The organism is Aquabacterium sp. (genome assembly GCF_004297345.1).
Taxonomy (GTDB): domain Bacteria; phylum Pseudomonadota; class Gammaproteobacteria; order Burkholderiales; family Burkholderiaceae_C; genus Aquabacterium.
Genome location: NZ_SCTN01000501.1, coordinates 1 through 12,004, shown reverse-complemented (window position 1 = coordinate 12,004; position 12,004 = coordinate 1). Strand labels below are relative to the sequence as shown.

The following is a 12,004-nucleotide window of genomic DNA, read 5'->3' as shown; positions in this document are numbered from 1 at the left end:
GTGCTCTGCAGCATCTTCCTGATACTGGTGCAAGGCATTAAGGGATTTGAGCATGGCTTCACCTTCCGTGCGGCCAGCCTTGAGGTAGCCGGCCATCACATCGGTGCTGAACTCGTTGCGTTTCAAGGATGCCAGCGCCTGGTTCACTTCCGCCACCCAGGCTTTGCGAGCCTGGTCTACCTCGGCGATGAGCTTGGCCTCATCGGCATTGGCTTTCATGCCCTTCACGGCATCCCACATCTTGTTCGTCTCTTCGCGGCGCTTGTCGTAGTTGTCGAAGTGCGCCGACAGGGCATGGTCGTGGATACCGTGCATGCGACCTTGGGGATCATGCTGGAACATCAACAGGATCTCGGCGCGATTGCGGCTGATGTTCTGCGCCATCTCGCCCAGCTTGTCGGCCTTGTTCATGCGTTCGCTGTGAACCACGTGCAGGCTGTCTGCGGCACTGGATAGGCCATTCCAGGCCAGAACTGCCAGCAGCAGAAACGCGATCCAGAACGAGATCACGATGCCTTTGAAGTAATGAACGAGTTTGATGTTCTTGAGCATGGCGCATCCATTTCGAGCAATCGAAGCCCCCACGACACAGCTAAACCTGTGCCATCGGCATGAAGTCACTTCAAAGCTTAGTAGGGGATGGCCTCGAACGCAGCATGGATAAGCGCTGTTCGCGCCGGCCTATTCGATGCGCTGATGCGCCAGATCGCTTGCTGGCGAGCAAGCCTCACGCCTCAAGCTGATGAGGCAGCGTCAACCGCATGATCACGGCTTGACCGGGGTCGTTGCGCCCCAGCGAGGCTGTGCCGCCGTGCATCTGCATGACCCGCTTGACGATGTGCAGGCCCAGGCCATGGCCACCCGGTTGAGAGGACCGTGTGCCGCGCTGGCCTCGTGAAAACAACTTGCCGACCAGTTCTGGCTGGAACCCGGGGCCCTTGTCGCACACATCGATGCTCACGCCCAGCGGTTTGTCCATGTCGTGGATCTGCACGGTGACCTCGCCGTCACTCGGTGAGTAAGTCAGCGCATTGACGATCAGATTGCGCAGCGCCAGGCGCATCAGGCTCAGGTTCATCTCAGCTGTTCTGGCTGCGGCGGATCGCACGACCTGAACCCGGCCTCGCTCACCGGGGGAAATGTCCGCCAGCACCAGTTCGATCAAGGTGTCGATGTCCACCTCCTGGCGGTCCATCGGCTCGGGACTGTCCAACAGCACGGCGTCTGCCAGCGCGTTGTCCAGCGAGGCGGATACCTGCATCAAAACCGCGTTTGCCCGCTGGAGGCGAACCAGGGCGCCTTGTTCGTCTTGCACGCGCCCCAGTACGGCGGCCGCGCTTTGCAGTGCTGCCGAAGCGTTGTTCAAGGGCTGGCGAACCTCATGCGCCAGCACACCCAGCATCTCTTCGCGATGCGCCAGCAGTTGCGTGCGTTCTTCCAGCAGCGCAGACAGTTCACTGGAATGCAATTCGACCTGCTTGCGCTTTTCCTGCTCGCGGCTGAGTTCCATCGCCCGTGCCAACTCCACCTCGCGGGCAGACTCCAGGGCAATGCCGATGTAGCCCAGGTTGCCGTATAGCGCGGCGATGATGGCGGCCACAAAGGCGAAGGTCAGCGGCCAGCCCGGCGAGAACGTGGACAAGTGCTGAATGTCTTTCACGAACACGACACCGCGAGCCATCATGGACAAAGCGAAAAGCGCATAGGCGGCGGACAGCATCGCCGCGCTGCGATAGCCCTTGAACCTGAACATGCGCCACGATAGCCATGCGAGGACGGCCGCACCCAGGCTATTTTCCACAGCGCTGAGAATCACGCGAGGCGGATCCGTATTCGTGAGAGCCAGCAGCACCAGGTACAACCCGCTTGGCACGAGCCATGCTGCCCATGCCAGTGTCAAGCGCTCCGGGCTGCCCAACTCCCGTTGAAGCGACATGGCCCGCAGGGGATAGCTGGCGAAGATCAGCAAATTGGCGAGCAAGAAGCTCATCCAGTTGGGCGCGACGTCGCGCAAACCGATCAGCGATGTGCCAAGGCCCAGTGCCCCCCCGCCCAGGCACCACAGGGCGACCGAGCGGCCATCATGACGGCGCCGAAGAATCGACCATGCGGTCAGCGGCAGCGCAATGTAGAGCACGCCAGTCAGGAAAAATGCAGTTTGCGGATGGAACATGTCGAAATGCCTGAGTGACGCCCCGTGGTCTCCCGTTGAGACCAACACGCAATGTAGCGTGAGCCGTTAAGGGCCAGAGGCAGGCGGGCAAGACCGCCCGACATTCGAGTGACATCTGTTCCGAAAATACGAAAGGCCTCAGCGTCGCGGCTGCGGCCTTTTAAATCCACTACGCCAAACCTGACTTGCTTGGAACAAGTGGTAGATCAGCTAGGCTGACGCTCTCCATTGTGTTCTCGCTGAAATGGACGGTGCCGCCATATTGGCATAGGCGGTGCTTGCTTCAGTGATAAAGCCCTTGCGAGAGCGCGCAACTCAACTCGAAGATGTCCAGGGCCAGTCTCGACGCAGCCTTGGGCGTCATGCCTTGCAGATGGTCTTCGATCCCGCCATGGCCAAATCGAGCGTGAATGGCGTTCAACTGCGATACCAGTTCTGCCGGCATGTCACCTGGTCTGACATGGCGCAATTGCTGCCTGTATGCCGTCACTAGCCGGACGACGAGTGCCTCATGCCCGGAGGCAAGAATGCGCACGGCGTTTTCCAGGCGTTCCAGTGTGGTCATGCCCGCCAATTTAACCCAGCGCATGTCCAGCCTCAGCGCAGGACATGCTCCACAGACCCTGTGCAGGCAGGGTGGGGCGCTTAACTATCAATCTTCTTGTTTTGCTTGGGAGGCAGTTTCGTGCCAGGCTTGTGAGGTTTCAGATCGCTGATCACGGTGTCGCGCACTGAAGCGCTACCACCGGAGCAATAAGTGCCGGTGAAACCTGGGCGCCCCGAGTTGGTATCCAGAGTCGGCGTCCCGCCGCCGCCAGTGCACTGATTGCGCGTCGTGGCCAACGATGTTGTTGTTGCCATAACGGCAACGAGAAGCAAAGTCAGGTGTTTGGTTTGCATGTGAACCTCCCTTGATGTGTGCCTGTCATTCTGGGTGTTCGCTGGCGCAATGCCAGCCCTAACTTTAGGGACGGCTCAGGGAGGGGTGATGCAACCTGACATCACTGCTGGTCAGCGCAGCAATGCATGAGTACAAAGCAAAAAGCCACCGCTAGGGTGGCTTTCAGCGCCAAGTGCTTGTCGCACTAGGCTTAATTTTGGTGGCGCTTCAGGGATTCGAACCCCTGACCTGCGGATTATGATTCCGCTGTTTTATGTATTTGCCTTTGTTGATTGTTGTTGGTATAGTCAATGTAAATCAACAACTTAATGTCGCATCTGGCCTTGATTTGTTGATTGTCATTCGGCGATATTTCAGAAAAAGTCTTACATCCCGCCTTACATAATGGGCCGATGTAAGACCGGGGGCAGCATGGCCAAGGTCTCTTTTACCCAAGCCCGGGTGGCTAACTTCAAGTGCCCAGAAGGCAAGAAACAGGCGTTCCTGTGGGACTCCGGTTCGCCTGGTCTTGGGCTTCGCGTTACTCCGGCCGGCAAGCCCGCTTATGTGTTCCAGGGTGTCTACCAAGGCAAGGACGTTCGGATCACGATTGGCAGCCCTTCCGTCTGGAGCATCCCCGACGCTCATGCCAAGGCCCGAGAGCTTCAGCGCCTGATAGACGAGGGCAAGGATCCTCGTGACCTCAAGCGCGATGCAATCGCTGCTGCAGATGCAAAGCGGGCCGCTGAAGTGGCGCAAGCGGAATCTGACAAGTTGGACGCGGTGACGGTGGGTGAGGTATGGGACGTGTACCTGGCCGACCGCCGGCCGTTCTGGGGTGAGCGCCACTACGCTGACCACGAGAAGATGGCCAAGGCTGGTGGTGTGGTTTCCAAGCGCGGTGTGAAAGCCCTGCCAGACGGCACCAAGCCCAAGACCTTGCCCGGCCCTGTGTTCGAGTTGCTGGCGTGGCCGCTACGTGACCTGACGCCGGCCAGGGTTGAGGCCTGGGCCGCCGAACACGCCAAGGCCCGGCCCACCTATGCCCGCCTGTGCTGGCGTTGCCTGAAGGTGTTCTTGAACTGGTGCGCCGAGCATCCTGAGTATTCGCGCCTGCTGGCCACTGCCAACCCAGCCAAGACCAAAAAGGCTCGCGAGATGTTGGGAAAGCCATCTGTGAAGGACGATGCCCTGCAGCGTGAGCAGTTGCCTGTCTGGTTTGACGCGGTGCGCCGGATTCAAAATCCGGTGGTGGTGGCCTACCTGCAGGTCATGCTGCTCACCGGCGCCCGCCCTGGTGAGGTGCTCACGCTCAAGTGGGAAGATGTCAACACGCAATGGAAAGGGCTGACCATCCGTGACAAGGTGGAGGGCGAGCGCGTGATCCCGTTGACGCCCTATGTGGCCCATCTGCTGGCCGGCCTGCCGTGTCGCAATGAATGGGTGTTCGCTAGCACGCGCACCCTCAAGATGGATCCCAAGAACATCAAGCGCCGCGGGCGTGATGCCGACCAAGCGGGCCGCGCTGCACCAGCCGGCGACATCTCGCCGGCAAGCGCCACGGGCCACCTGTCGGATCCCAGCACTGCCCACCGCTGCGCCTGTGCCACGGCTGGCCTGGAAGGGCTTACGCTGCACGGCCTGCGCCGCAGCTTCGCCAGCCTGACCGAATGGCTGGAGGTGCCCACGGGCGTGGTGGCCCAGATCCAAGGTCACAAGCCCAGCGCCACCGCTGAAAAGCATTACAAGCGGCGTCCGCTGGATCTGCTGCGCGTGCATCACGAACGCATCGAGGCGTGGGTGTTAGAGCAGGCCGGGATTAAGTTCGATGCTGGCCAGCCCCAAGGGCTGCGCGTTGTATCTGCGGCCTGACTGGTGCTGCCAAAAGCGGAGCCCGGTATGGGCCCCACCTTTCGTCAGAACAGGTGATAAAGCTCGAGGCTTGCGCTTTCAGTCTTGGAGCCGTCGTAGTGGAAATTGCCGTTCAAGCTATCGTGTGAGGTTTGCTTGCCGATGCTCGCTGCTGGCCGGAGATATGTGTTTGTGTCTACAGCAACGAGACCAGCCAGCCCCAATGTGTAGCTGCTGGTCGCGGGAGTAGTCGTTGTCTCCTGCGAGTGCGACAGCGATAGGCTCGGAATAATCGTCGCATTGTCGCTAACGCTAATCCAGGAGCCGACCGTAACTCCTTCACTCTTTGTGTGGTTGCCCCGGTCTGGCGCGGTGAAGTGCAAGGTGGCGTAGCTGCGAACTCCTTGCCCACAGTCCCAGCCAGCGAAAAGCTGCACAGTTGCCGCGTTGTAGCCGTCACCGCCAATGTTGTGGCTTGAATAGGTGGTTGCGGTGATTTCCCCGGACAGTGTCATCGGCGCATTCTTCCCGCCGATAAACGCGTACTTGGCAAATATCGACTCGCTGTGAATACCTGATGCCGTGTCGTCGTAGCGCACGGGCACGTTGTTGTAGATGGTGGTGGCGCGCTCATCAACGCCCGAAACTGTTCCACCAACAGTGAGACTGGCATTCACGCCATAACGCATACCAGCAGATAGTTGGCTCGTGTAGTTCTTGCTGGTGCCAGGTTGGCTGGATGGGTTGTAAACAAAGTCATCGGTTGACTTGCTGCCTGAGAGCGTTGCTGACGCATCAAGTTGCCCCTGGTTCAGTACATCGGTCGGAAATAGCTTGTTTTCAGCCTGCGCAGCTTGAACGGCAGCCAGCGCCAGCGTAGTGGCGATGAGCCCCTTGATAAATTTTGGATTCGGGTATGACATGTGATGCTCTCTGCGGGAATCAGTGTTGTGGATGGGCGGCCAAAGCGGCCACGGGAGATTGTCACCACGCCCCATCGAGTGAGGCCCACACCGATGGGTGTGCACGGTTCATTTCCCGCAGTGCAGCAAAGAAACTTTACCCAATCGTCGGGATTCAGCGACGGCGCACCTCACCTCAGTGATAGAGGCCCTGCGACAGTGCGCAGCTCAACTCGAAGATGTCTAGGACGAGTTGGGATGTCGCCTTGGGTGCCATGCCCTCCAGAGTGGCGCCCACATCCCCATGGCCAAACCGATCCTGAATCGTCTGCCACTGCGTCGCCAGTTCGCCCGGCACGTCCCCCGGCCCTATGTGCCGCAAGTGTTGGCGATATGCTTGGCTCAGGCGGACAGTGAGCGTGCCATGTTCAGAGACAAAAGCGCACAGCGCTTTCAAGGCGTTCTAGCGGGGTCATGCCTGCCAACAACTTAACAAATGTGCAGGGGTGGTCCTGTAGCTGGCCATCTAGTTGACCGGAGCATGGTCCGTGAATGCCTCGATCATCTGCGCTTGTCTTCATAGACAAGGCAATCGCGCATCTGACGGTAAGAGGTATTGTGTGCTTTGGTCGAGGCCGACAAGCAGTACGTTTTTGAGTTGCCGGAAATGGATGCCCAATTCTGTTGGATCCAACGCTTCGCGGCCATCTCACCATCAACGCATCTCGCATTTCCTGAGCACGATGTTCTTGCGTTGTACTCCGGTACAGCTTGGGGCGGCGTCTCACTTGACTGGCGAATGTTGGCGAGAGTCACTTCGCATTTGTGCTTGTTGAGCAAATGCATTCTGTACGTAGTCAAACTCTCGACGGTGACCTCTTTATGGTGAGCGCCATACCATGCAACAAACTCGGCCAGTGCTAGCTGGCTATGCTGCTCATCGACAAACGTTTCAGGGCATCGAAACTGAGCATCGAATTCAGCTTCTGATAGCCGCGTGATGTCTGCGGTCAAGCCCAGAATAGGATATGCAATAAGCATGATCGCTGCACCAACTTTGGTAACGGCTTGTCGGTACATCATCAAGTTCCATCCGTCTCTTGAGTTTGCTCGTCAACCGAAGACGCGGGCTGAGCTGGACGTTTTGCTTGCCCCGCCAACTCAAGGAGTCCATTCCTTGCGTCTTGAAGCATAGCCCCTCCAATAGTGTTTGGATCAGCGCGCAATGTCTGACTTTTGTTTGTGATTCCTGGCAGCATCATGCTCACGGTCATGAATTCACACGGCTCTTCACACGAAATCATCGTTTGAACAGGGCCGTCAGTCGAAACAAGTCGGTAAGACCCATGATCAGCTTGAATTAGCCTCACCATAATTAAAGCGGTAGCCTTGGTTCCCTTTGAGATGTCCTCCTGGGATAAATCACGCTCATAGCCGTATTCGTCGCCTTTGCGCATTGCATAGCGATGTTTTGGCGGGTCTGGAAACTTGAAGTCTGGCTCGCTTGCTGGACTTTCCGCTTGCGCGCTGGCAGTCGTTTGTGTTGTTGCCTCGGAGGTCTCACTTTGATGCTTCTTTGACGCAAAGAGCAAAAGCACCAGTCCCAAGATGATGGTTCCGGAAACGATGTGAAAAAGCGATACCCCTGACTTTTTGGGCTTCGCCCCGCAATTCGGGCAAGCAGTGGCCTCGGTGCTCACGTCATGTCCGCATTCATGGCATTTGATTAGCGCCATTTGCAACTCCCAGGTTTTGTATCTGAAGCGTAGCCGAATATTCCTTGAAGCTGAGGGCGGGGCCCCACGGATTGAGGGCGCAGTCCAACGTGCAAGCGGCTCTGCATTGCACGGGAAATACAGTCATGCAGTTTCGGACTGTGTTCATGCGTGTCCTATTTGCTCGCTGCGATACAAGGCGTACCCATTACTTTCGGTCAATGGCACGTCTAGATACTCTCGTTTCTTGACTCGATTGAGCGTCGCGTGGAGGTCGCTTATACCCGTGCCCGCATCAGCAGAGCCGGGACCGTAGGCGGCGGCTTGATGTCGCCGCTGGATGTCCTAGCGGCGAACCACCGTCTAGGACAAAAGGTATTCCCATGACACGTCAATTGGCCCTGTTCCGGGCTCCAAGAGATTCCACAGTTTGGCGCGTGATCGACTTTCTCGAAGCCAACCCAACAGAAGAACTGACACGTCGAGATGTCGCAACCAAATTCGGTATTGATGTCGTTCAAGTGGATGACGTTCTGCGGCCTGCTGTTGCAGCGAACAAAATTAAGCGAGAACTCAACGCCGACAGTGAGCTTGTCTGGCTCTTGAACTATTCGAAGCGAGGCATTCCCAAGCCTTTTGCTAAGCCGTTGGCTGCAGCGAAGAGGGCCAAAAGTGCAAACCGAAAGTCTCCAGTGTTTATCGACTTTTCGGCGCTAGTCATTGAGTCTGGCATTGAAGTTGTTGAGCGCGTACAGCCAAGGGCCGGCCTTTGGGCTGGGCTGCTTGACAGGATGGGGCCTGGCGACAGTGTGTGCTTGGCGCTCGAGGCGAAAGATGCAGCTGCGCACGCTCAGTACGCCTATCGCAAGGCGAATCCGACTGCGAGATTTATCGTTCGCAAGGTTGGTGATGAGCACTGCCGCATTTGGCGTCTAGCCTAAAACCGAGACTGTGCCCCCACATGTAGGCGTGCGCCCCTCTTCTTCGGGATGACGGTGCTGGCTATCGCGTCTAGCCTTGTCGAAAGCGCTTGACTGCTGCGCCCTGACGTCTTAACCTTCTCTCACCTCTGCAAAAATCAGGGGCCGGGATTGGCGTCCCGAACCAGGCGCAGCAAGCCGCGCCAATGTTCCGTTGGAGCGGCTTTTTCACGTCCACATGATTCGTGGGCGGAGTGAGCTGCGCGCATGGCTTCGTTTATGGCGGGCCGTGTGGGGAGGGGGCAACCCCTGCCGGCCCTGGTCCGGTACGCCAACCCTGCACGGTCTGCCACCCTCAATTGGCGTTGGGGATGGCGGGTATAAAACCGCTACCAGGAGCCACCATGGCAAACACCACCGCAGCCGGCCAAAGCAGCCAGCAATTGAACAAAGCCCTCCTGACCTTGGAGGCCATAGCAACGACAGCCAACATCACTGATGGCTATACCCATCGCACGCTGGGGACCATCCTCGGTGACGGGGATAGGCTTGAGCAGGAGGTGATGCAACTGCTAACCGTGATTCAGCAGATTGGCGCGATGGCAGATGGAGCGAGCGAACTGCTGGGTGGTCACATAGTGCGGGGTGGCGCCATAGATTGGTTTGCTCCCGAGGTCAAAGCCGCTGCAGAAGCTACCGAGCAAGGAGCTACAGCATGAGCGCGAGCAATACCAACGATGTCAAGTTCGACAGTTCTTCCTATGACCGAATTCTCGGGCTCTTGAGCCAAGTTAGCGGGCTCGCCGGCTGCGCCGTTGTCCTGGGCGATTCAGAAACCGTTGATCGCAGCAGATACGTGCTCACCGATGATGCCATCCCAATGCTGGGCGATGTCATGCAGGATCTCATTGTTGCCGCAAAGGCTTGCGCAGATGACATCTGGGAGCAGTCCGAGCGCAGGCGGAAGTTGCTGGTCGAGTTGCAGCAAGTTGCAGGCGAAGGGAGCGCAGCATGAACGTGTCAAGTTCCCCCATTCAATTCACACAATGCCAGCGGCCGTTCTTTGAACTACCAGACGGCATCAAACCGCCCCCCGGTTTTCCCTTTGTTGTGCTGCCAGCAGATCCAGTGCAGGAGATGCGAAAGGGAGCGCGCCGCAAGCTGGCCGACAACGTTGTTTGTCTGTTCAGCGAAGAGCGAGATCCTGTGGTGAACATACGGTGGCGCGGGCGCTATCCCCCGAACGTTGATAGGCGGTACCACTGGGGCAGAGGCTGGGGCCGTCTGCACCCTGGCGATTACTGCATGGTTTGGGAGTGCCAGGAACTCCTTCGTGCTTCATCTAAAAACCACGGCGCATTGGTCCGTGTGCTATGGCTGCATAAAGGCTATGGTGAATCTTGGGTTGTCGAGGCCGTGGACCGGCCCATACACACTCTTCGAGTTAGTGGCCCAGACAAGTCAATAAGCTATGAGTTGATTCGTACTGCAATCTTTCACGAGGGCCTCCTTCGGCGGTGCAGGCCACCTGAGCGACTAACTGGCCTGGCCGTGAAGTGACATGGGTCGCGCCCAGCCACCGCGCCGGGCGTGGCCTAGCCAGATTCAGTCGGCGCCGCAGCTATACGAGGTTGTTTGCGTTACCCCCAAACATATGTTTGTATTTCTGTGCGTTTTGAAATATATTCTTCTGGCCCCTTCCCGATGCGTTCGCGCTGGGGTAATTCGAAGGATGGTTGCATCCCGAGATCCGGCCTTGTGATGTCCGGACTTGTTGGGGCGTAAGCTTGCCCAAATCGTTCTTTGTTGCTCCATCGGCTGTACGCGGTCATGGGGTAATTTGACGGTGGGTTGCCACCCGCAAGCCGACTGTGTGATGTTCGGCCTCTTGATGGGCGCTCGCTCGCCCTGACAATTTTCAAGCCTCGCACCTGCGAGGCTTTTTCGTTTCCAAGCTGGCCTAGCCGCTAGCTCACTCCCGACCCACCACGCCTAGCTGCTGGTGGGTTTTTTTATGCCCGCATGGTTCGCCCTGCGGGCTTTTTCGTTTCTGAAAGGTACCTATGAGCGATTGCCTCAACAGCTCGCAAGTGCGAATGGCAGCAGAAGCCATGCGCCTGCATGGCAAGTCTTTCCCACCAATTGAGTCTGTTACCCGACCCACGGTCGAAACCGCTGCGGCTGCGTACTACCTGAACCGCAGCCAGCAGACGCTGCGGATCTGGTCATGTCTTGAGAGCGGTCCACTGCGACCAATTCGCGTTAATGGGCGCTTGGCGTGGTCAGTGGCTGAAATCAAGCGTGTATTGGGGGTGCAGTAATGAGCAACGCCCACCACCCAATGAATGAGATGGCAGGCGCGCAGGGTGACACCGCGATTGTCGGCATCTTTCCAGGCCGCCGCAACACCTTGCAGAGCGAAGTTTTGGCGAGACTATTGCTCAGCGAGCGCCTGACCGGTCTGGATGCCGTCGCCGGCTTGAACACCACCCGCCTGGCCAGCGCCGTGCACATCCTCCGTACGAAGTTCGAATGGCCAATCAAGCGCCACGACTTCTCTGTCGGTTGTGGCGATGGCCGTGTGGAGCAGGTTTGCGAGTACTACCTGTCAACCGAGGCTATCAGCGCAGCCTCACGGGCCGGGGCTGATGAATTCGTCCCAGATGTCCTCAAGCAGCGCAGCGAGCGCCGCAAGGAAGCACCTAAGGCGAAACGCGAGGCAGCCTTGCGCAATTCAGCCAGCTTCACGACCCGCATAGACCCGACAAGGGAGCGCTAATGGCGAAGAAGCCGGCAACCCGTGACCCCATGGGCCCGTTCGTGCGCGTCTATCAGGAGGTTCTGCGTTCGCCATCTTGGGGGGCGCTGTCATGGACGGGAAAGGCGCTATACCTCGCCTTGCGCAGCAAGATGAACGGCAGCAACAACGGCAACATCAACGCCGCGCTTTCGCAACTGCGTGATGACGGCTTCACGTCGTCGTCAACGCTAGCCAAGGCGCTGCGCGAACTGCTGGCTGTCGGACTCATCGCCAAGACCAGGGCATCAGTGGGTGTCGTCAACGGTAGCAATGTGTGCTCGCTGTTCCGATTCACCGATCAGGACTGCTACGCGGTTCCCAAGTTGGGCCTTGACGCTGTTGCCGCGTCCCATGACTGGCGGCGTTTCGAGTCCGTCGAGCAGGCACGCGCAGCCATCAAGACGGCAGAGGTAGATGCCAAAACACAGGCACCCAAGAAAAAAAGTGCCGTTCGAAATTCGAACTGTGTCAATTCGAAATCCGAACTGAGAACCAGTTTTGACAGTTCGAATTTCGAACACCCTCAACCTTCATCAGTTCGAAATTCGAACCGACGCAGACACCCCGCAAAACAGCCTAAAACGCCGATGGATAAAGGGTTTCAAGGCGTTCAGCCAATCGAAAACCAAATTTGCTTGACCACTTCGAAATTCGAACACCTTTTAACTGTTGCCATACCTATGGTGGAAAGCGAGGCGCCAAGGATGCAACCCGAGGCTATGCGCGTGACCACATCTGAACAGGAACAAACCGTATGAACCCG

Annotated in this window: 13 protein-coding genes; 6 read left to right on the top strand and 7 right to left on the bottom strand. The window is 57.9% G+C overall.

Features of this window, described 5'->3' with window-relative positions; genetic code table 11:
- The 4 genes from EPO09_RS19360 to EPO09_RS19345 all read right to left on the bottom strand — a co-directional run.
- Nucleotides 1–552, bottom strand: a 552-nt coding sequence (locus EPO09_RS19360) for a Tar ligand binding domain-containing protein (RefSeq protein ID WP_290645717.1), incomplete at its 3' end; no start/stop codon positions are given.
- 175 nt (nucleotides 553–727) lie between these two features.
- Nucleotides 728–2,173 carry a sensor histidine kinase KdpD gene (locus EPO09_RS19355; RefSeq protein WP_290645715.1) on the bottom strand — a complete coding sequence of 482 codons (1,446 nt, stop codon included), beginning with the start codon at nucleotides 2,171–2,173 and terminating at the stop codon, nucleotides 728–730.
- Between the two features lie 283 nt (nucleotides 2,174–2,456).
- On the bottom strand, nucleotides 2,457–2,738 hold the full coding sequence (locus EPO09_RS19350) for a hypothetical protein (RefSeq protein ID WP_290645713.1): 282 nt from the start codon (nucleotides 2,736–2,738) through the stop codon (nucleotides 2,457–2,459).
- Nucleotides 2,739–2,818: 80 nt separating this feature from the next.
- Complete coding sequence (locus EPO09_RS19345; RefSeq protein WP_290645711.1) at nucleotides 2,819–3,073, bottom strand: hypothetical protein; 255 nt, start codon at nucleotides 3,071–3,073, stop codon at nucleotides 2,819–2,821.
- Between the two features lie 412 nt (nucleotides 3,074–3,485).
- Here EPO09_RS19345 and EPO09_RS19340 point away from each other — a divergent pair, with 412 nt between their 5' ends.
- Entirely contained in the window at nucleotides 3,486–4,925 is a 1,440-nt protein-coding gene (locus tag EPO09_RS19340; protein WP_290645709.1) for an integrase family protein, read from the top strand.
- A gap of 44 nt (nucleotides 4,926–4,969) precedes the next feature.
- Here the strand turns inward: EPO09_RS19340 and EPO09_RS19335 are convergent, their stop codons facing one another.
- The 3 genes from EPO09_RS19335 to EPO09_RS19325 form a co-directional block, all read right to left on the bottom strand.
- Nucleotides 4,970–5,827: a hypothetical protein gene (locus EPO09_RS19335; protein WP_290645707.1), complete on the bottom strand. Its 858-nt coding sequence runs from the start codon at nucleotides 5,825–5,827 to the stop codon at nucleotides 4,970–4,972.
- Between the two features lie 540 nt (nucleotides 5,828–6,367).
- A complete protein-coding gene (locus EPO09_RS19330; RefSeq protein WP_290645705.1) occupies nucleotides 6,368–6,889 on the bottom strand; it encodes a hypothetical protein in 522 nt (173 codons plus the stop codon).
- Entirely contained in the window at nucleotides 6,889–7,542 is a 654-nt protein-coding gene (locus EPO09_RS19325) for a hypothetical protein (protein ID WP_290645703.1), read from the bottom strand. The genes EPO09_RS19330 and EPO09_RS19325 overlap by 1 nt, the downstream gene beginning before the upstream one ends.
- A 362-nt stretch (nucleotides 7,543–7,904) precedes the next feature.
- Here EPO09_RS19325 and EPO09_RS19320 point away from each other — a divergent pair, with 362 nt between their 5' ends.
- The 5 genes from EPO09_RS19320 to EPO09_RS19295 all read left to right on the top strand — a co-directional run bounded on the left by EPO09_RS19320 (nucleotide 7,905) and on the right by EPO09_RS19295 (nucleotide 11,999).
- Entirely contained in the window at nucleotides 7,905–8,462 is a 558-nt protein-coding gene (locus tag EPO09_RS19320; protein ID WP_290645701.1) for a hypothetical protein, read from the top strand.
- Between the two features lie 383 nt (nucleotides 8,463–8,845).
- Nucleotides 8,846–9,160, top strand: coding sequence for a hypothetical protein (locus EPO09_RS19315; RefSeq protein WP_290645699.1), 315 nt, complete (start codon nucleotides 8,846–8,848; stop codon nucleotides 9,158–9,160).
- The gene (locus tag EPO09_RS19310) at nucleotides 9,157–9,456 is read left to right on the top strand and encodes a hypothetical protein (protein ID WP_290645697.1); all 300 of its coding nucleotides are present in this window, start codon (nucleotides 9,157–9,159) and stop codon (nucleotides 9,454–9,456) included. The genes EPO09_RS19315 and EPO09_RS19310 overlap by 4 nt, the downstream gene beginning before the upstream one ends.
- 1,326 nt (nucleotides 9,457–10,782) lie before the next feature.
- Complete coding sequence (locus tag EPO09_RS19300) at nucleotides 10,783–11,220, top strand: hypothetical protein (protein WP_290645695.1); 438 nt, start codon at nucleotides 10,783–10,785, stop codon at nucleotides 11,218–11,220.
- Nucleotides 11,220–11,999, top strand: coding sequence for a hypothetical protein (locus EPO09_RS19295; protein ID WP_290645693.1), 780 nt, complete (start codon nucleotides 11,220–11,222; stop codon nucleotides 11,997–11,999). Before EPO09_RS19300 ends, EPO09_RS19295 begins: the two co-directional genes overlap by 1 nt.
- Nucleotides 12,000–12,004 lie beyond the last annotated feature (5 nt).